18 protein-coding genes and 2 pseudogenes are annotated in these 19,067 nt (G+C 70.3%); 5 read left to right on the top strand and 15 right to left on the bottom strand.

Going from position 1 to position 19,067, the window contains the following annotated elements:
• Nucleotides 1-54 precede the first annotated feature (54 nt).
• The 11 genes from ACFWY6_RS31270 to ACFWY6_RS31220 form a co-directional block, all read right to left on the bottom strand.
• Entirely contained in the window at nucleotides 55-1,185 is a 1,131-nt protein-coding gene (locus ACFWY6_RS31270; RefSeq protein WP_384697428.1) for a polyprenyl synthetase family protein, read from the bottom strand.
• The gene (gene hpnE, locus ACFWY6_RS31265; RefSeq protein ID WP_384697425.1) at nucleotides 1,182-2,561 is read right to left on the bottom strand and encodes a hydroxysqualene dehydroxylase HpnE; all 1,380 of its coding nucleotides are present in this window, start codon (nucleotides 2,559-2,561) and stop codon (nucleotides 1,182-1,184) included. The genes ACFWY6_RS31270 and hpnE overlap by 4 nt, the downstream gene beginning before the upstream one ends.
• A 117-nt stretch (nucleotides 2,562-2,678) precedes the next feature.
• Nucleotides 2,679-3,629 (bottom strand): presqualene diphosphate synthase HpnD, encoded by a 951-nt coding sequence (gene hpnD / locus ACFWY6_RS31260; protein ID WP_384697423.1) that lies wholly within the window; start codon nucleotides 3,627-3,629, stop codon nucleotides 2,679-2,681.
• Entirely contained in the window at nucleotides 3,626-4,522 is an 897-nt protein-coding gene (gene hpnC, locus ACFWY6_RS31255) for a squalene synthase HpnC (RefSeq protein ID WP_384697419.1), read from the bottom strand. Before hpnC ends, hpnD begins: the two co-directional genes overlap by 4 nt.
• Nucleotides 4,523-4,858: 336 nt before the next feature.
• Nucleotides 4,859-5,671, bottom strand: a complete 813-nt coding sequence (locus ACFWY6_RS31250; protein WP_384697415.1) for an ABC transporter ATP-binding protein — start codon at nucleotides 5,669-5,671, stop codon at nucleotides 4,859-4,861.
• Nucleotides 5,664-6,593: an ABC transporter permease gene (locus ACFWY6_RS31245; RefSeq protein WP_384697412.1), complete on the bottom strand. Its 930-nt coding sequence runs from the start codon at nucleotides 6,591-6,593 to the stop codon at nucleotides 5,664-5,666. The genes ACFWY6_RS31250 and ACFWY6_RS31245 overlap by 8 nt, the downstream gene beginning before the upstream one ends.
• 95 nt (nucleotides 6,594-6,688) lie before the next feature.
• On the bottom strand, nucleotides 6,689-7,534 hold the full coding sequence (locus tag ACFWY6_RS31240) for a glycosyltransferase family 2 protein (RefSeq protein ID WP_266873229.1): 846 nt from the start codon (nucleotides 7,532-7,534) through the stop codon (nucleotides 6,689-6,691).
• Nucleotides 7,535-7,581: 47 nt separating this feature from the next.
• The gene (locus ACFWY6_RS31235; RefSeq protein ID WP_384697408.1) at nucleotides 7,582-8,361 is read right to left on the bottom strand and encodes a CDP-alcohol phosphatidyltransferase family protein; all 780 of its coding nucleotides are present in this window, start codon (nucleotides 8,359-8,361) and stop codon (nucleotides 7,582-7,584) included.
• Complete coding sequence (locus ACFWY6_RS31230; RefSeq protein ID WP_384697405.1) at nucleotides 8,339-9,403, bottom strand: iron-containing alcohol dehydrogenase family protein; 1,065 nt, start codon at nucleotides 9,401-9,403, stop codon at nucleotides 8,339-8,341. The genes ACFWY6_RS31235 and ACFWY6_RS31230 overlap by 23 nt, the downstream gene beginning before the upstream one ends.
• Nucleotides 9,391-10,128 carry a sugar phosphate nucleotidyltransferase gene (locus ACFWY6_RS31225; protein ID WP_384697401.1) on the bottom strand — a complete coding sequence of 246 codons (738 nt, stop codon included), beginning with the start codon at nucleotides 10,126-10,128 and terminating at the stop codon, nucleotides 9,391-9,393. Before ACFWY6_RS31225 ends, ACFWY6_RS31230 begins: the two co-directional genes overlap by 13 nt.
• Nucleotides 10,125-11,933, bottom strand: coding sequence for a DUF5941 domain-containing protein (locus ACFWY6_RS31220; protein WP_384697433.1), 1,809 nt, complete (start codon nucleotides 11,931-11,933; stop codon nucleotides 10,125-10,127). Before ACFWY6_RS31220 ends, ACFWY6_RS31225 begins: the two co-directional genes overlap by 4 nt.
• A gap of 245 nt (nucleotides 11,934-12,178) precedes the next feature.
• Between ACFWY6_RS31220 and galE the strand changes: the two genes are divergently transcribed.
• From galE to idi, 3 genes are all read left to right on the top strand, one after another.
• Nucleotides 12,179-13,162 carry a UDP-glucose 4-epimerase GalE gene (gene galE / locus ACFWY6_RS31215; RefSeq protein WP_384697399.1) on the top strand — a complete coding sequence of 328 codons (984 nt, stop codon included), beginning with the start codon at nucleotides 12,179-12,181 and terminating at the stop codon, nucleotides 13,160-13,162.
• A 165-nt stretch (nucleotides 13,163-13,327) separates the two neighbouring features.
• Nucleotides 13,328-14,254 carry a cation diffusion facilitator family transporter gene (locus tag ACFWY6_RS31210; protein WP_384697396.1) on the top strand — a complete coding sequence of 309 codons (927 nt, stop codon included), beginning with the start codon at nucleotides 13,328-13,330 and terminating at the stop codon, nucleotides 14,252-14,254.
• 60 nt (nucleotides 14,255-14,314) lie between these two features.
• Entirely contained in the window at nucleotides 14,315-14,908 is a 594-nt protein-coding gene (idi, locus tag ACFWY6_RS31205) for an isopentenyl-diphosphate Delta-isomerase (RefSeq protein WP_384697393.1), read from the top strand.
• Between the two features lie 10 nt (nucleotides 14,909-14,918).
• On the opposite strand, the gene ACFWY6_RS31200 is transcribed toward idi, so the two are convergent.
• Nucleotides 14,919-15,398: an ATP-binding protein gene (locus tag ACFWY6_RS31200; protein ID WP_384697431.1), complete on the bottom strand. Its 480-nt coding sequence runs from the start codon at nucleotides 15,396-15,398 to the stop codon at nucleotides 14,919-14,921.
• A gap of 167 nt (nucleotides 15,399-15,565) precedes the next feature.
• The gene (locus tag ACFWY6_RS31195) at nucleotides 15,566-16,216 is read right to left on the bottom strand and encodes an HdeD family acid-resistance protein (RefSeq protein WP_384697390.1); all 651 of its coding nucleotides are present in this window, start codon (nucleotides 16,214-16,216) and stop codon (nucleotides 15,566-15,568) included.
• A gap of 64 nt (nucleotides 16,217-16,280) precedes the next feature.
• Here ACFWY6_RS31195 and ACFWY6_RS31190 point away from each other — a divergent pair, with 64 nt between their 5' ends.
• Nucleotides 16,281-17,027, top strand: a complete 747-nt coding sequence (locus ACFWY6_RS31190) for an enoyl-CoA hydratase/isomerase family protein (protein WP_384697387.1) — start codon at nucleotides 16,281-16,283, stop codon at nucleotides 17,025-17,027.
• Here ACFWY6_RS31190 and ACFWY6_RS31185 read toward each other — a convergent pair.
• Together ACFWY6_RS31185 and ACFWY6_RS31180 are read right to left on the bottom strand one after the other, a co-directional pair.
• Complete coding sequence (locus tag ACFWY6_RS31185) at nucleotides 17,008-17,649, bottom strand: DJ-1/PfpI family protein (protein ID WP_384697384.1); 642 nt, start codon at nucleotides 17,647-17,649, stop codon at nucleotides 17,008-17,010. The two genes, ACFWY6_RS31190 and ACFWY6_RS31185, sit on opposite strands and share 20 nt — an antisense overlap.
• A gap of 7 nt (nucleotides 17,650-17,656) precedes the next feature.
• Nucleotides 17,657-18,558: pseudogene (locus ACFWY6_RS31180) on the bottom strand (GlxA family transcriptional regulator).
• 122 nt (nucleotides 18,559-18,680) lie between these two features.
• On the opposite strand from ACFWY6_RS31180, the pseudogene ACFWY6_RS31175 reads away from it, so the two are divergent.
• Nucleotides 18,681-19,067, top strand: a pseudogene (locus tag ACFWY6_RS31175) (hypothetical protein); the annotation flags it as partial.

The following is a 19,067-nucleotide window of genomic DNA, read 5'->3' as shown; positions in this document are numbered from 1 at the left end:
CGCCCCCCCCCCCCCCCCGCCCCGCGACTGCGAGTCATATCCGCGCGATAGTGATCATCTCTTTCGTACGACGACGAAGTCGGCGAGCGCGACGAGCTGCGCCCGTACCCGGTCCGGCATCTGGATGGTGTCCAGCGCCTCGATGGCGATGGCGTGCTGGCGCCGGGCCTCCTCGGCGGTCCACTCGCGGCCGCCCGCCTGCTCGATCAGGGCGGCACGCGCGGCGAACTCCTCCTCGGAGAAGCTCTCGAAGTCACTGCTCTTGGCGTCGGCGGCGAGCAGCTCGGCGAGCTGCTCGGACGCGGCTCCGCCCGCGGCGAGCGCGGCGACGACCGGCAGGGACTTCTTGCGCTGGCGAAGGTCGCTCCAGGTCTGCTTGCCGGTGGCCTCCGGGTCGCCCCAGATGCCGAGCAGATCGTCCACGGCCTGGAAGGCGAGGCCGAGGTGGTAGCCGTACTTCTCCAGGGTGTCGGCGGTGTGGTCGTCGGCGCCGCCGAGGACCGCGCCGATGGAGACCGCGCAGGCGAGCAGGGCGCCGGTCTTGTTGCCCTCCATCTCCAGGCACTCCTCGACGGTGACCCGCTCGCGGTGCTCGTAGGAGATGTCCTGCGCCTGGCCGTCGATCAGCGCGCGCGTGGCGGTGGTCAGGCGGCGCGTGGCGCGGCCCGCCTCGACGGTGCCGAGCTCCAGGAGGATCTCGTTGGCGAGCGCGAAGAGGGCGTCGCCGACGAGGATCGCCTGGGCCGGGCCGTGCACCTTCCACACCGTGTCGCGGTGGCGGCGCTGCTCGTCGCCGTCCATCAGGTCGTCGTGCAGCAACGAGAAGTTGTGTACGAGTTCGACGGCGACCGCTCCGGGGACGCCGACCTCGGGCGCGGCGCCCGCGGCCTCGGCGGAGAGCAGGGCGAGCGCGGGACGCACGGCCTTTCCGCCGTCGCCGTCGGACGGGTTGCCCTCGGCGTCGATCCAGCCGAAGTGGTAGGCGGCGACGGTGTCCATGGGCGGCGCCAGGCGGTCCACGGCAGACCGCAGCACCGGGGTGGCCAGCGTCCTTCCGCGCTCGAGCAGTGAGGTCACGTCCACCGTGTCGGCAGCCGTTTCGGCCGAGGGCACAGTCGGCACAGTCTCTCCTCTTGTTCCGGTGCTGGATTCCTGGGGACCTGACCCCAGAAGGTCTAGCTTCACGCGGCCTCCTCGACGTCGAAGAGGTGGTCACGTGGGCGGTCGAGTGTGGAGAGAGCGGCCCGGGCGGCACTGATGCCACTGCGGACGGCGCTCTCCATGGTCGCGGGCCACCCGGTGGCGGTCCACGCCCCGGCCAGGTACAGGCCGGGAGCCTTGGTGCGAGCACCGGGCCGCAGCCGGCCCACGCCGGGAGTCGGCGCGAAGGTCGCCGTGCGCTCCCGAGTCACGAAGAAGTCCCCTACGCCGGCGCCGTGCGCGGCGGGAAGCAGCCGCTCGAGCTCCGGCAGATAGCGCTCGCGCAGCGCGGCGACGGGCGCGTCGATCTCGTCCTGGGCGGCGGACTGGGAGAGCGCCAGATACTGCCCTTCGCGCAGCCCCGAGGCGTCGGTCCGGTCGAAGACCCACTGCACGGGCGAGCCGATGGCAGCGAAGAAGGGCCGCTTGAGCACCTTGCGGTCGTACACGACATGGATGTTGAGGATCGGCGCCGTGTCGATGTCGAGCAGCCGGTCGGGTTCGTCGAGCACACCGTCCGGCAGCAGGTCGTGGGTCTCGGCCTGCGGCACGGCGAGCACGACGGTGTCGGCGTCGAGCGTCTCGCCGGGAACTTCGACCCGCCAACCCCCGTTCTCCGTACGGGAGATGGAGGTGGCGCGTGTCCTCAGTTCGGTTCGTACGCCCGCGGAGTCGAGCGCCTTGCGGGCCAGCGTGTCATGGAGATCACCGAGGGGCACGCGTGCCCAGCCGATGTCGGCGGCGCCGGGTTCGGAGAGCAGCCCGGTCTTGAACACCATCGCGGCGAGGCCCAGCGAGGAGTCCCCCGCGACGGCGTTGAGCGTGGCTACACCGACGAGGTCCCACAGGGCCTCGACGGCGCGCGCCGACTGGCCGTGCCTGGCGAGCCAGCTGCCGAAGTCCTGGCCGTCCAGCTGGGGATCGGCCGGGTCGAGCCCCTTGAGGGCGAGCGCCGCGCGCCCCACCTTGGCGCGCTCGGCGAGCGACAGATGCGGATACGTGGCCAGGCTCGCCGCCAGGTGCAGCGGCACGGGCAGCGCGGTGCGCCGAAGCCGTCCGAGCCGGTTCCGGTCGGCGTCGAGCACGGGCACGTCGAGACGTTCCTGCAGGGGCGCGAGGGACGTGCCTTCGACGCGGTCGAGGAACCAGCGGTAGGCGGTGCAGCAGCGCAGATAGACGTGCTGGCCGTTGTCGACGGTCAGGTCGCCGCGCTTGAAGGAGAACGCGAGGCCGCCGAGGCGCGGCCGCCCTTCGAGCAGCGTCACCCGCAGTCCCGCGTCGGCGAGGGACAGCGCCGCGGTGATGCCGGCGAGACCGCCGCCGATCACCACGGCCGCGCCCCTGCTTTCCTCACCCTTCATGCTTTTCCCCCTTGACCGTTGAAGTCTGGGACGCCGGGGCGGTGCGGAGGGTTGCCCGCCGGTTGCGCGGAGTTGCGCCGAGTTGCCTGCGTTCACCGCATTCGTCGTGGATGCCCATCACGTACGCCTCCTGACGGTCTGTCGGGAGATGGTGCGGGCGTCGAGACCGGAGAGTCCGCGCACGGCGACGTACGCCTTTTCGCGGCCCGGCAGTGAGACACGGCCCCGCAGGACCGCCTCAGGCTCGCGCTCGATGCGGTCGAGAAGCCGCCGGTAGATGCCCGCCATGGCGGCGACACAGGCGCCGCTGCGCCGGTCGAGCATGGGCAGCAGCCGGTACCCCTCGGCGAAGAGCGCCCGCGCCCTGCGCACCTCGAAGTGCACGAGCCCGGCGAAGTCGGAACCGGCGGGCGGCTCGGAGCCCGAGAACCCGGCGGAGCAGCCGAACTTGGCGAGGTCGTCGGCGGGCAGATAGGTGCGGCCGCCCTCCGCGTCCTCGCGAACGTCCCGGAGGATATTGGTCAGTTGGAGCGCGAGGCCGAGCGTGTCGGCATACTCCGGCGCGCGCTCGGCGTAGAGCGCCCCCGGCTCCGTACCGAACACGCCGAGGGAGAGCCGCCCGATGGCCCCGGCCACACAGCGGCAGTAGACCTTCAGGTCCTCCCACGTCTCGTACGTCTCGCCTCGGACATCCATCAGGACGCCGTCGATCAGTTCGTCCAGGCCGCCGAGCGGGATCGGGAAATACGCCGCGGCGTGCGCGAGCGCGACGGCGACCGGGTCGGTGTCGTCCTCGTCCACGTCACCGGCCTGGATGCGGGCGAGCAGCGCCCGGGTCTCGTCGAGCCGCTCGGCCTTGACGTCCGGCGCGAGCGCGCCGTCGCCGATGTCGTCCACCCGCCGCGACAGCGCGTAGAGGGCCGACATCGCGCGGCGCTTGGGCATCGGCAGCAGCCGGATGCCGTACGCGAAATTGCGTGCTTGCTGTCCGGTGATTGCCTCGCAGTAGGAATACGCGGCGAGCACCGGCGCGGACACGTTCGGGCCTGACTCCACGGTCCGGCTCACCCCTCTCCTCGCAGAACCGCCCCCACCTCACGCAGCAAACGGAGCTTGGTGGGCTTCGGCGGACCAGGAAGTACGTCGTATCCGGCGACGGCGATCGCGGAGACCGCCGCCCTCCCCCCTGCCACGAAACCGGCGAGCAGCACCTTCAGCCGCCCGTGGACGCTACCCACCAGGGGGGTGCCTTCATTCAGGAGGCAGCGGGCGCGTTCTGCTTCATATGCAACCAGCGCGCGCACGGACGCGCCTGCTGTCGGTGCGGCCAGATCCCGCTCCTGGACATGAAAACGCTTCATGTCCTCTGCGGGCAGGTAGATGCGGCCCCGGCCCAGGTCCTCGGCCACGTCCTGGAGGTGCTCGACGATCTGGAGCGCGGTGCACACGGCGTCCGAGCGGCGGACGCGCTCGGGGGTCTCGGTGCCGGTGATGCCGAGGACGAGGCGGCCCACGGGGTTCGCGGACAGCTCGCAGTAGGCCAGAAGATCGTCGTATGTCTCGTAGCGCCCGACGAGCTGGTCCTGGCGGTTGGCCGCGATCAGGCCGAGAAAGGGCTCCGGCGTGAGACCGCAGCGGCGCACGGTGGGCTGCAGCGCCCGCAGCAGGGGATGGCTCGGGGTGGAATCGAAGACTCGGTGCAGGTCGGCCTCGAAGGCGTCCAGAAGGACCAGCCTGTCCTCGGCGGCCTCGGGGTCCACGCCCAGGTGGCGGGCGTCGGCGCCGCCGGGGGCCAGGTCGCCGTCGCCGATGTCGTCGACGAGGCGGGCGTAGCCGTACACGGCCATGAGGTCGTCGCGCCAGGCGCGGGGCAGGAAGAAGGGCGCCACCGGGAAGTTCTCGTCCGCGGCCTTCTCGAGGACGGCGGATGCGTCGCGTAGCTGGAGATCATCCGTAGCCATTGCCGTCACATCTCCCGTTCTACACTGCCGACCCAATACATCCTATTTCGGACACGCCGCCCGGCCCTCCGCGAGGTGGACCGTGACCTGAGCCGGGGCGCCGCGCGATATCGCCCCACTTGCCGCGAATCAGCACCGGTACAGCTTACGTTGTACAACGCGGCGTGCATCGTCGGGGTGTTCCGCGCATCACAACAACACACCGATTGGCCCCAATCTTCCCTGGGCGCCAGCGACTTGAGTTGTCCACCGGTGCGTACGAAGACTCATGACGCGACAGGGCCCCACCGGGTTGAGTCCGGCGGGGCCCTGCTGCATACGGGTGCAGGTGACGGGCTACTTGCCCGTGAACTTCTCGTACTCCTTGATGACCTCGTCGGTCGGTCCGTCCATGCGCAGCTCGCCGCGTTCCAGCCACAGCACACGGTCACAGGTGTCGCGGATCGACTTGTTGTTGTGGCTGACGAGGAAGACCGTTCCCGCCTCCTTGCGCAGCTCGCGGATGCGGGCCTCGGAGCGCTTCTGGAACTTGCGGTCGCCGGTGGCGAGCGCCTCGTCGATCATCAGTACGTCGTGGTCCTTGGCGGCCGCGATGGAGAACCGCAGGCGGGCGGCCATGCCGGAGGAGTAGGTGCGCATCGGCAGGGTGATGAAGTCGCCCTTCTCGTTGATGCCCGAGAAGTCGACGATCTCCTGGTAGCGCTCCTTGATCTGCTCGCGCGTCATACCCATCGCGAGCCCGCCGAGTATGACGTTGCGCTCGCCCGTCAGGTCGTTCATCAGGGCCGCGTTCACGCCGAGCAGCGAGGGCTGTCCGTCGGTGTAGACCTTGCCCTTCTCGGCGGGGAGCAGGCCCGCGATGGCGCGAAGCAGCGTCGACTTCCCGGAGCCGTTCGAGCCGATCAGGCCGATCGCCTCGCCGCGGTAGGCGGTGAAGCTGACGCCGCGCACGGCGTGCACCTTGCGTACGCCGCGCTCCTCGCCGCGCTTGATGATCCGGCTCAGCGCGGAGGTGGCGCTGCCCTTGCCCGTCTTGGCGCCGTTGACGCGGTAGACGATGTGCAGCTCGTCGGCGATGACGGTGGGGATGTGCCCCTTGTCTGCGTTCCGGTCGGTCCGGTCGTTCGAGTCGTTCTTTTCGTCAGCCACGGCCGTACCGCTCCTCAGCCTTCCAGAAGTACACGAACCCGCCGACGGCAAGCAGCACGGACCAGCCGGCCGCGACCGCCCAGACGTGCGTCGGCAGGTACTCGTTGCCGTAGCCGTCGATCAGCGCGAAGCGCATCAGGTCCATGTAGATGGCCGCGGGGTTCCACTGCAGGACGTCCGCGATCCACGCGGGCTTGCCCTCCAGCATGACCGGGATGGAGAACATCACGCCGGACGCGTACATCCACGTACGCATCACGAACGGCATCAGCTGCGCGAGGTCGGGGGTCTTGCTGCCGAGCCTTGCCATGATCATCGCGAGGCCCGTGTTGAACAGGAACTGCAGGGCCAGGACGGGGACGATCAGGAGCCAGGACAGCTTGGGGTAGCTGCCGAAGCCGATCGTGATGAGCAACAGCACGATCATCGAGAAGAGCAGCTGCTGGAGCTGCTGGAGCGAGAACGAGACCGGCAGCGAGGCGCGCGGGAAGTGCAGCGCGCGCACCAGGCCCAGGTTGCCCGAGATCGACCGGACGCCCGCCATCACCGAGCTCTGCGTGAAGGTGAAGACGAAGACGCCCGTGACCAGGAACGGGATGTAGACCTCGCGCTCGAAGCCCCGGTCCGCTTCCAGGATCAGGCCGAAGATCAAGAAGTAGACGAGCGCGTTGAGAAGCGGCGTCGCCACCTGCCACAGCTGGCCGAGCTTGGCCTGGCTGTACTGGGCGGTCAGCTTCGCCTGCGAGAAGGCGAGGATGAAGTGGCGCCGTCCCCAGAGCTGGTGGACGTACTCGAAAAGTCCGGGCCGTGCGCCGCTGACGGTCAGACCGTACTTGGCGGCGAGATCGGCCCGGGAGAGCCCGTCATCGGGCGACGGGGGCGCGGTCACCGCGACCCCGCCGTCATGCGTTGTCTCACTCACGAGTGGAAACTTTCGTCTTCAGATGCGCAGCCGGTCGGGCGTAGGCGTGGGCCAGGGACCGGGGTATGGCCCAGATGTTCTCAGACCCGAGCTTGTCAGATGACAGGAGGTCGGCCCAGTCGGGTCAGGCGCCACACCGTACGCCACTTCATCGGCTTGCGAGGCCCGCAGGGCGTCGTCCAGCCCTCCTTGAAACCGCCGAACCAGGCCTTGAGCGCAGGGCCCGAAGGGCGCCTGGCCAGGGTCAGGAGCATCCAGACCCCGAGGTAGACGGGGACCAGGAGGAGGGGCAGATTCCGGCGGGCGAGCCAGACGCGGTTGCGGGCGACCATCCGGTGGTAGACCGCGTGCCGGGACGGGGCGGTCGTCGGGTGGAAGAGCACCATGTCGGCGCGGTAGTCGATCATCCAGCCCGCGTTCAGGGCACGCCAGGCGAGGTCGGTCTCCTCGTGGGCGTAGAAGAACTCGTCCGGCAGTCCGCCGACCTCGGCGATGACCTTCGTACGGACGGCATTGGCGCCGCCCAGGAAGGTCGTCACGCGCGAGGAGCGCATCGGGTCGGCCGCGCGCAGGCGGGGCACGTGGCGCCGCTGCGTCTCGCCGGTGTCCGGATCGGCGATGCGGAAGCTGATGATGCCGAGCTTCGGGTCGGCCTCGAAGGCCTCGCGGCACAGCTGGGCCGTGTCCATGTTGGCGAGCAGGCCGTCGTCGTCCAGGAAGAGCAGGATGTCGACGTCGGTGCCGCCGGGGCCGAAGGCCTCGATGCCGACGTTGCGGCCGCCGGGGATGCCGAGGTTCTCGGGCAGCTCGACGGTGCGTACGCCTTCGGGGACATCGGGCACGGGGGCGCCGTTGCCGACGACGACCACCTCGACCGCGTCGCCGTCCTGCTTGGCGACCGAGTCGAGCAGGGCGCGCAGCTCCTGCGGCCGGTTGCCCATGGTGATGATGACCGCGCCGACCTTCAGGGGCCGGCTCCCCGCGGCACTCACTTCAGCCTGCTCGAAGCGAGGATGGACACGAGGTGCAGCAGGGTCTGCAGGAGCGCGATGCCGGCGAGGACCGCGACACCGATCCGCGAGAAGAGCAGGTCGCCGCGGACCGAGTCCACGATCGCGAGGACCAGGATGAGCAGCGAGGCCTCGATGCCGAGCACGAGGCGGTGGAACTTGAGCGCCGCGGCGGCCTTGCGGGCCAGGGCCATGCCGGAGGAGCGCGGCTCGGAGGCCGACTCCTTGACCGGCGCGAGGCCCTGCTGGTGCCGGGCGACACCGACGAGGTCGGTCTCCGCCTTGATCAGGATGGCGCCGAGCGCGGCGAGCGTGCCGAGGAAGGCCCACAGCCAGTCGATCCGGCCCGAGCCCCACAGGTCGGCGGCGCGCAGGCCGAAGCCGACCAGGACCGCGGCGTCGCACAGATAGGCGGCGACACGGTCCAGGTAGACCCCGGCCATCGAGTACTGCTTGCGCCAGCGGGCGATCTCGCCGTCGACGCAGTCAAGGAGGAGATAGAGCTGGACCATGACCACACCGAGCACGGCGCCCGTGATCCCCGGCACGAGAAGTGCCGGGGCGGCGAGGGCGCCCGCCACGGTCATCAGATACGTGAGCTGGTTGGGCGTGACCCTGGTGTTCACCAGGTAGCGGTCGCAGCGCAGCGAGATCTCTCGCATGTACAGGCGTCCCGCCCAGTGCTCACCGCTGCGCCGGTCCTTCACCCCTGCGGGGTGAACGACGGGGCGGAGTTCAGCTACCGATGGCCTTGGCATAGTCGGCGTATGCGTCCTTGATCTGGTCGGAATTCAGATTGAGGTGCTCGAGGATCGTGTAGCGCCCGGGGCGCGTCTGCGGGGCGTACTCCACGACCTGGACGAACTCGTCCACGGTGAAGCCGATCTCCTCCGGCGTCACGGGGAGGCCGTGCCTGCGCAGCACCTCGACCATGTACAGCGACTCCTCGCGTGCTCCGCGCAGGAACATCGCGAAGGCCGCGCCCAGGCCGCACTGCTCGCCGTGGCTCGCAGCCCGCTTGGGGAAGAGGAGATCGAAGGCGTGGTTGATCTCGTGGCAGGCGCCGGACGCCGGACGTGAGTCGCCCGAGACGGACATCGCGATGCCGGTCAGGACCAGACCCTCGGCCAGGACCTGCAGGAAGCCGTCGTCGCCGACGCCACCGGGGTGGCGCAGGACCGCCTCGCCTGCCTGGCGCGCCATCGCGGCCGCGAGACCGTCGATGTCCTCGCCGCGCTCACGCGCCGCGAGCTCCCAGTCCGCGATCGCGGAGATGTTGGACAGGGCGTCGCCGATGCCGGAGCGCACGAAACGCACCGGGGCCTCACGGATCACATCGAGGTCGATGACGACCGCTATGGGGTTGGGCACCCCGTACGAGCCGCGGCCCGCGTCGTTGTCGAGCGTGGCGACCGGCGAGCACAGACCGTCGTGCGACAGGTTCGTCGCGACGGCGACCAGCGGCAGGCCGACCCGCGCCGCGGCGAACTTGGCGCAGTCGATGATCTTGCCGCCGCCCAGGCCGACGACGGCGTCGTAGCGGCCCTTCTTGATGGCGTCGGCGAGCGCGATGGCGTCGTCGAGCGTGCCGCCGCCCACCTCGAACCACTCGGCGTTCGGCAGCGAGGGCTCCAGACGCTCGCGGAGCACCGCGCCGGAGCCACCGCTGATGGCGATGGCGAGCTTGCCGGTTGACGAGCAGATCCGCTGATCGGCGAGGACACCGGCCAGGTCGTCGATCGCCCCCGGCCGGATGTCGACGACGACCGGCGAGGGGATGAGCCTCGTCAGTACTGGCACGCGATCTCCCTGCCCTTGGCGAGGTCGTCGTGGTTGTCGATCTCGACCCACTTGAGGTCGCCGATCGGCGCCACGTCGACCTTGAAGCCGCGGTTGACGAGCTCCTGGTAGCCGTCCTCGTAGTAGAGGTCGGGGTCGCGCTCGAAGGTGGTCTTCAGCGCGTCGGCGAGCTCGTCGGCCGCCTCGCCCTCGATGAGGGTGACGCCGATGTACTCACCGGTGGCCGTGGCCGGGTCCATGAGCTTGGTGATCTTCTGGACGCCCTTCTCGGGGTCCACGATGACCTTCATCTCCTCGTCGGCGAGGTTCTTCACCGTGTCGAGGGCGAGGATGATCTTCTTGCCGTCGCCGCGGGCGGCGAGCAGCGTCTTCTCGACGGAGACCGGGTGCACGGTGTCGCCGTTGGCGAGGATCACCGTGTGCTTGATCGCGTCACGACCGCACCAGAGGGAGTAGGCGTTGTTCCACTCCTCGGCCTTGTCGTTGTCGATCAGCGTGAGCTTGAGGCCGTACTTCTCCTCGAGCGCCGCCTTGCGGTCGTAGACGGCTTCCTTCTTGTAGCCGACGATGATCGCGACCTCGGTCAGACCGATCTCGGCGAAGTTGCCGAGCGTCAGGTCCAGGATGGTGGTGTCACCATCGACGGGCACCAGGGCCTTGGGCAGGGTGTCCGTGTAAGGGCGAAGACGCCGTCCGGCGCCGGCCGCCAGCACGAGGCCGATCATGCGGGTTCTCCTTCATCGTGTACGGCGGGTGCTCCGCGCTTGTGAGCGGTCACCCAGAAGCGGATGCTCTCGACGAGCACCACAAGTGCCACGGCCACGGCGAACGCCGTGAGCGCGACGGTGAAATCTGTGTCGTGCAGCAGGGCGGCGGCCAGCGCGACCACCAGGACCCTGCCTTCTTGGCCGCCGATCGCCCGCACAAGCCAGTGCGGGGGCGCGCCGGTACCGCCCTTGATGCGGTACACCGTGTCGTAGTGATGGTAGGCGACCGCGGCCACAAGCCCGAAAGCCGCCGGCAGCGCTCCGTTCACGTCGGCGTTGACCGCGAGCACCAGCACGGTGCTGTATTCGGCCACCCGGAAGAACGGCGGAACCAGCCAGTCCAGAGGGCCCTTGAGGGGCCGGGCGAGGGCGAGGCCGGAGGTGATGACGTAGATCACCGCGGCGACGACCACCCACGGACTGCCGTACGAAGTGAAAGCCGCCACACAGACGATCACGGCGCCGCCCACGAAGGCGATGGCCGGGGCGGGCAGCGGCAGGCCGGGCTTCTTGAGCGCCGCGAAGGCGGAGGCGAGCGGGCCGTTGTCGGCGAGGTCGGCCAGGGCCTGTGCGGCGCGGTCGGTGCGGGTGGCCTTGCGGGTCAGCGAGCGGAGCACACGGCCTGCCGTGGTGTAGCAGGCGGCCAGCGCGCAGCCGATGATCAGCACGACCAGGGTGATGCGGGGCGTGGTGACCGCGGTGAGGACCGCGATCATCGCCCAGCGTTCGCCGATCGGCAGGACGATCATCCGGCGCACCCAGACCGTCCACCCGACGCTGTCGAGCTTGTCCGAAAGGGCCGCGGTGGGGCTGGTGTTGGCCGTCGCGTCGTGGTTCGCCTCGTTGAAGGAGAAGTCCACGACATGGCGGCAGGTCTGCAGCACCATCGCGCCGAGCGCGAGCGCCCATACGTCGTCACCGCCGCGGGCCGCGCCGAGCGCGAGGCCCGCGTAGTAGGCGTACTCCTTGGCGCGGTCGAAGGTCGCGTCGAGCCAGGCGCCGAGCGTCGAGTACTGCAGGGAGTAGCGGGCGAGCTGCCCGTCCGTGCAGTCGAGGACGAAGGAGAAGAGCAGGAGGAGGCCGGCGGCGATGAAACCGCCGCGGGTGCCGGTCGCCGCGCAGCCCGCCGCGATGAGCGCGGTGAGCAGGGAAGCGGTGGTGACCTGGTTCGGGGTCAGGCCCCGGCGGGCGCACCAGCGGGCGATGTAGCGCGAGTAGGGGGAGATGCAGTACGTCGTGAAGAAGCCGTCCCGCGACTTGACCGCGGTGCGCAGGCGTACGGCCTCTTCGTCCACGGCGGCGACGGCCTGCCGTGCCTCGTTGCGCGCCTGCGGATCGCCGGGCACGGTGGCGACGAGGGTGCCGAGGTCGGGGCGGTGGACGTCCTGCCCTTCGGCCTCGATCGCCTCGGCGATGTGGTCCGCGAGGGCCTCGACCGCCGTGGCGGAGCCGCCGCCGTTGCCGCTCGTCGTCGTGTGCAGGGCCCGGGTCAGGCCCGCCCGCGCCTCGGGCTTCACGGAGACGGCGCCGGGCACCGCGGAGGCGTCGAAGCGCGGGTCGGTGAGGCCGACGCGCAGCGCGTGGACATGGCCCACGAAGCGCGCGTCGACGACCGCGACCCGCTGACCTGCGGGTACGGCGGCGAGCAGCGTCTCGGTTTCCGCCGCGTCGGAGGCGATCCGCACGTCAAAGCCCAGGGACCGCAGATCGCCTTCGAGCGGCGACCCGGGGACCGGCTGACCGGTCAGGATGGCGGTCGACAGACGAACTCACTCCTTGATTCACGGCGCGGCTCGCGCAGCGCACGTGCGTGATGAGGGGCGCCCCAGGCCGGTGCGGCCGGGCGGCACGTCGGCAGAGGCTATCGGATGAATACAAGCGGGCGTTCACCGCCCGTTTACGGCCCGATAAGCACGGCCTGCAGGGCCGCCGCCGACGCGATCATCATGGTGGATGGGGGCCCGGCCCCACAAACCGCACTTCATCGACCGGCATAAAGTGGACGCCCATGACGTGGATGATCACAGGTGGAGCGGGATATATCGGGGCACACGTGGTGCGGGCGATGGCCAGCGCCGGGGAGCGGGTCGTCGTCCTCGACGACGTATCGGCCGGGGTGCCGGAGCGGCTGCCGGCGGACATCCCTCTCATTCGGGGCTCTTCGCTCGACGGTGAGCTGCTGCGCCGGGTCTTCGCCGAGCACGGTGTGACGGGTGTGGTGCATCTCGCGGCCCGCAAGCAGGTCGGCGAGTCCGTGGAGCAGCCGCTTCGCTATTACCAGGAGAACGTGGGCGGCCTGGTGACGCTGCTCGAAGCGGTGGCCGATGCCGGGATCAAACGGTTCGTCTTCTCGTCGTCGGCCGCGGTGTACGGCAATCCGCCCGCCGTCGACCTCGTGAGCGAGGACACTCCGTGCGTACCGATCAATCCGTACGGCGAGACGAAGCTCGCCGGGGAGTGGCTGGTGCGGGCCGCGGGCCGGGCGCACGGCATCGCGACCGTGTGCCTGCGCTATTTCAACGTGGCGGGGGCAGCGGCTCCCGAGCTCGCCGACACCGGGGTCTTCAACGTCGTACCGATGGTCTTCGACCGGCTCACCCGTGACGAGGCGCCGCGGATCTTCGGGGACGGCCACCCGACGCCGGACGGCACCTGCGTCCGTGACTACATCCATGTCGCCGATCTCGCCGACGCGCATCTCGCGGCGGCCCGCCGGGTGACCGAGCGGCCCGATGGCGATCTGACGGTGAACATCGGCCGCGGCGCCGGCGTTTCCGTACGCGAACTGATCACGCTCATCGGCGAGGTCTCCGGCGACACCCGGCCCGCCCTCGTGGAGCCCGCCCGCGCGGGCGACGCGCCGCGGGCCGTCGCGGACGCGGGCCTTGCCGCCAAGGAGCTGGGCTGGACGGCCCGGCGCGGGGTACGCGAGATGGTCGAATCCGCTTGGGCCGGCTGGTGCCTCCACCACCCCGAGGCGCGCCGCCCTTGATCCCCTCAACGCTCTGACCTGCGGTCATTTCCGCAGGTCAGAGCATATGACAACGGTGTTCAGTGCCGCGTTGCCAGATACCCCCCACCCGTAGTTCACTGTGATCGCGTCAAGCACACGACCGGGGAACAGAAGACCGATACCGAGCACACGGAGGCGGCTTCCATGGGGGCTGGGCACGATCACGGACACACGCACGGGGGGACGGCCACCAGCGCGTACCGGGGGCGGCTGCGCGTCGCGCTCTCGATCACGATCACCGTCATGGTGGTCGAGATCGTCGGCGGGATCATGGCCGATTCGCTCGCGCTCATCGCGGACGCGACGCACATGGCGACGGACGCGCTGGGGCTCGGCATGGCCCTGCTCGCGATCCACTTCGCCAACCGGCCGCCGACCGAGTCCCGCACGTTCGGGTACGCACGCGCCGAGATCCTCGCCGCGCTCGCCAACTGTCTGCTGCTGCTCGGCGTCGGCGGCTATGTGCTGTACGAGGCGATCCAGCGGTTCATCACGCCGGCCGAGACCGAGGGCGGACTGACCATCGTCTTCGGCGTCATCGGCCTCATCGCGAACATGATCTCGCTCTCGCTCCTGATGCGCGGCCAGAAGGACAGCCTGAACGTGCGCGGCGCCTTCCTGGAGGTGATGGCGGACGCGCTCGGTTCCGTGGCGGTGCTCGTCGCCGCGGTGCTGATCCTGACCACCGGCTGGCAGGCAGCGGACCCGATCGCCTCGCTGGTGATCGGCCTCATGATCGTCCCGCGTACGGTGAAGCTGCTGCGGGAGACCCTGAACGTGCTCCTGGAGTCGGCGCCCAAGGGGGTCGACATGGCCGAGGTCCGCGCGCACATACTGGATCTGCCGGGCGTCGAGGACGTCCACGATCTGCACGCGTGGACCATCACTTCGGGGATGCCTGTTCTCTCCGCGCATGTGGTCGTCAGCTCGGAGACGCTGAACGCGATCGGCCACGAGAAGATGCTGCACGAGCTGCAGGGCTGCCTGGGCGACCACTTCGACGTCGAGCACTGCACGTTCCAGCTGGAGCCGATCGGGCACGCGGAGCACGAGGCGAAGCTGTGCCACTGAGGGTGTCAGGCCCTTCGGTACGGCAGACTTGAGGTTCGTAGACCGAAGCGAAGGATGGGTATGCCGATCACACCTGCCACCGCGGCGAACAGCTCGTCGAACGGCACCGGAGAAGCGATCTTGCTGGAACTCGTGGACGAGGACGGCAGGACGATCGGCACAGCGGAGAAACTCTCCGCGCATCAGGCGCCCGGGCAGCTGCACCGGGCGTTCTCCGTCTTCCTCTTCGACGAACAGGGCCGGCTGCTCCTCCAGCAGCGCGCCCTGGGCAAGTACCACTCCCCCGGCGTCTGGTCGAACACCTGCTGCGGGCACCCGTACCCGGGCGAGGCGCCGTTCGCGGCGGCCGCCCGCCGCACGCACGAGGAGCTGGGCGTCTCGCCCTCGCTGCTCGCCGAGGCGGGCACCGTCCGCTACAACCACCCGGACCCCGACTCGGGCCTGGTGGAGCAGGAGTTCAACCACCTCTTCGTGGGGATGGTGCAGTCGCCGCTGCGGCCCGACACGTCCGAGGTCGGCGAGACCGCGTTCGTGACGGCCGATGAGCTGGCGGTCCGGCACGCACAGGGGCCGTTCTCCGCCTGGTTCATGACCGTCCTCGACGCGGCCAGGCCCGCGATCCGCGAGCTGACCGGGCCCTCGGCGGGCTGGTGAACCCGTAGCGTCAGACGGTGCCGTTGGGCTTCAGGGGCAGGGCCGCCCAGATGACCTTGCCCCCGCTCGCCGTGTGCTCCACGTCGCAGGCGCCGCCCGCCTCCTGGGTGATCTCCCGGACCAGCAGGAGACCGCGCCCGCCCGTCTGTCCGTGGTCGGCGATCAGGGCGGTCGGGCGGTAGGGGTGGTCGTCCTCGACGGAGACCCGCACCCACTCGGCGCCGACCGCGACCTCCACCGCGAGCATCGGCGAGAGCAGGGCGGCATGCCGCACCGCGTTGGTGACCAGCTCGGAGACGATGAGCAGCAGGCCCTGCACCAGATCGTCCGCTGCGGGCACACCCTGCCGGGCGAGCAGATCACGTACCGCGTGCCGTGCCTGGGGCACGGAGGCGTCGACGGCCGCGGCGGTGAATCGCCACACGCCCTCGTACGGCACCCTTCCGCTCCCCCGAGGGAGCGGGCTGCGCCCCCTCCCGTCGTCGTCCATCGTCCGGTCGCCGCCCTCGCGCTCGATTGTCACCACACGTCGAGTGTTGGGAATGCTCTGGTCCGGACCGCACTACTGACCATAAGTCAGCGAGTATCGACGGCATTTGATCAGTGCCGCATGACCGCGTCAGTTGTGTGACTGTTCCTGCCCTCTTGGTTGCCCTTTCAAGCTTTCTTCGGTTTGTACGGGTTGCTCTGGTCGCTCCGCGGTCGCTCCGGCCGTTCGGGGTCCGGCCGCTCGGCGACCATCCCGACGATGCGGCGCCCGCCGACGCCCGCGGCGATCAGGCCGAGGCCGTCGAAGAGCAGGGCCAGCGAGAAGAAGCAGCCGATCACGTACTGACTGCTGCTCGGCCACTCGGAGAGCACCAGGATGCCGAGCAGCAGACCGAAGGCGCCCTGCACCAGGGTCCAGCCGAACTGCGGTCCACGCACCACCAGGCTGCCGACGAGACGGAACACACCGCCGGTCAGGAAGAGCAGCGCCGCGAACATGGTCAGCGCCGCGGCCGCCACGTCGGGCCTGGCGATGATCACGACGCCGGCCGCGATGTTCAGCGCGGCCACGACGACACCGACCCAGAAGAAGTCCGTGCCGCGCGACTGCACCGCGTGCAGCAGGCCGACGCAGCCGCCGACCAGGAGCAGCCAGCCGAACAGGAGCATCGAGGTGAGTGTGGCGACACCGGTGTAGACGAGGCCGACGAGCCCGGCCACCGTCAGGATCACGCCGAGCAGGGCCAGCATCCCGAAGCTGCGGCTGAGCTGTCGCGCGTTCTGCGTCAGAGGGGTCTTCGCGCCCTTGGATGCGGCCATCGGCATCTCCGTTCCGCGCCCCTTCTTGATCGTACGTTCGAGGGCTACGGATAGCATCCGGCGCATGGAGCCGCAGCTGAGGCAGGCCGTCACGCACGGCGTCGCCACCGTCGTCATCGATCATCCGGCCAAGCGCAACGCCATGACCACGGACATGTGGCGGCGGCTGCCGGCGCTGCTCGAAGGGCTCGCCGCCGATTCCGCGGTACGCGCGGTCGTGCTGACCGGCGAGGGGGCGACCTTCTGCGCGGGCGCCGACATCTCATCGCTGCGCCAGTCGCCGGGCGAGGCGCAGGAGCTGGCGGTGCGGGCCGAGGACGCGCTCGCCGCCTTCCCCAAGCCGACGCTTGCCGCGGTGCGCGGTCACTGCGTGGGCGGCGGCAGTCAGCTGGCGGCGGCCTGCGATCTGCGGTTCGCGGAGGAGGGCGCCCTGTTCGGGATCACTCCGGCGAAGCTGGGGATCGTCTATCCGTCGTCGTCCACCCGGCGCCTGGTGTCCCTGGTGGGGCCCGCGACCGCCAAGTACCTCTTGTTCTCGGGCGAGTTGATCGACGCGCAGCGTGCGCTGCGCACCGGCCTGGTGGACGAGGTGCTGCCGGCCGGCGAACTGGACAAGCGGGTCGCGGAGTTCACCAAGGTCCTGGCATCGCGCTCCCAGCTGACGCAGGCGGCGGCGAAGGAGTTCGCTGCGGGGCGCACCGACCGGGACGCGTACTGGGCCGGGCAGGCACGCGACGGCGGCGACACCGCCGAAGGGGTCGCCGCCTTCCTGGAGCGCCGCGAGCCGCGTTTCACGTGGACGGCCGGCTGAAACGGCTCTTGGCACGGAACGCCTCGACCAAGTGCGCGGGCGCCTTCTCCGGGGACCCCGCGTCGTACGGCGGCTGAGGGTCGTACTCCGTCAGGAGCTGCACGGTCCGCGCCTGATCGTCGCCCGCGATCCGGCCGACGAGGGCGAGCCCCATGTCGATACCGGAGGAGACCCCGGCGGACGTGACGTACTTGCCGTCGAACACCACCCGCTCCCCCGTCGGCTGCGCGCCGAACTTCGCCAGCTCCGCGAGCGCGAGCCAGTGTGACGTGGCGCGGCGGTTCTTGAGCAGCCCTGCCGCGGCGAGCAGGAGGGAGCCGGTGCACACGGACGTCGTCCAGGTGCTGGTGGCGTCGGCGGAGCGGAGCCAGCCCAGGAGCGGCTCGTGCGCCATGTGGTCGCTCTGGCCGGGGCCGCCGGGGACGACCACGACGTCCGGGCTCGGCACGTCGGCGAAGGCCCGGTCCGCAACGAGTGCGAGGGAGCCGCGCTCGCCCAGCACCGGGCCCGGCCGCTCCGCCACAAAGACGGTATCGGCTCCGGGGATACGGCTGAGGGTCTCGTACGGGCCGACCGCGTCAAGGGCGGTGAAGCGTTCGAACAGGGCGATGGCGATCTGCATGGGGGGCCTATCCGTGGGGGGCGGGTGCAGCCGGGGTGGTGAGTGGGGGCTGGAAGCGGCGCCGGTACTCGGCGAGCGCCGTGCCGAGGGTCTTGACGAAGGCCCGGCGCATCGCCTCGGGGGTGCCGTAGCCACAGGCGCGGGAGACCTCGGCGATGCCGTCGGAGGTGTCCTCCAGGAGGCGGCGCGGGTGCTCGATACGGATGCGCTCGACGTACTTGCCCGGCGTCATGCCGGTCTCCGTCTGGAAGGCGCGGGCGAAGTGCCGGGGAGAGAGCCGGGCACGGGCGGCGAGCGAATCGACGCACAGATCGCCGCCGGGGTGCTCGGTGATCCTTCCCCTGCCACAAAGCGGGGAGACCCCTTGCTGGACCTCGCGCAGGGGTTCACGCTGGGCCGTCTGCGCCGCCAGCTGGGCGCTGAACTGCGACTGGTTGCCCGGCCGCCGCAGGAAGACGACCAGATGCCGCGCGGGTCGACCTCGACGGCCGGGTGGTCGTGGGCCAGCTTGTCGCTGTACGCCCAGTGGGTCGTCGCCCGGCGGCCGTCCAGGAGGCCGGCCGCGGCGAGCAGGGCCGCGCCGGTGCAGACCGAGACGAGGCGCTGCGCGCGCGGGGCATTGATGCGGAGCCAGTCGATCAGGCGGGGGTCGGGGCCGCGGCTGCCGTTGCCGCCCGGTGCCAGGAGCGTGTGCGGCACGGGGGCTTCGGCCAGGGACGAGTCCGGGACGAGGGTGAGCCCGCTCGACGTGCGGACGGGAGCGCCGTCCAGGGAAGCGGTGCGGATCCGGTACGCCGGCTCGGGGGCGCCTATGTAGGCGGACGCCCCGGTGAAGACCTCGACGGGTCCGGTGACGTCGAGGCTCTGGACGCCGTTGTAGAGGACGACCAGGACCGTTCGCTGCTCCATGTCCTTGATTCTTCGCCAGGCGCGCATTGTCCGCAATGACGAGATCCCCACCTTTACTGCCATCACGGCCGCGCCGGTGCCTGGGACTTCACCTCATACCAACCAGTCGGTAACGTGCGTCCATGACTTCTCTCACGCCCTCGTCCCCGGCCGCCGCGCTGCACCCGCGCGCGGGACGTCGATGCCACAACATGCTCAACTCGCTGCACTCCACGCACTACTTCTCGCCCGACGTGGGCCGCGAGCTCGCCGGCATCGGGATCACCAACCCCCGGGCCGTCAACTTCGCCGTGCGCACGGCGGCGATGGGCCCGGTCGGCGCCGGGACGGTCACGGCCGCGTTCTACAACTACAAGTACGACCTCGTCGCGGAGCACGTGCCCGCGATCTGGCGCGTCGCATCTCCCGAGGACGTACTCGCGGCACGCGCGCGTGCCGGCGACGCGACCCTGCGGCGCCTCCGCGGCGAAGAGGCCATCGCATCGCCGGAGATGGCGGAGGCGGCGGAG

Source organism: Streptomyces sp. NPDC059037 (assembly GCF_042740015.1).
Classification (GTDB): domain Bacteria; phylum Actinomycetota; class Actinomycetes; order Streptomycetales; family Streptomycetaceae; genus Streptomyces.
This window is presented reverse-complemented; position numbering and strand designations above follow the sequence as displayed.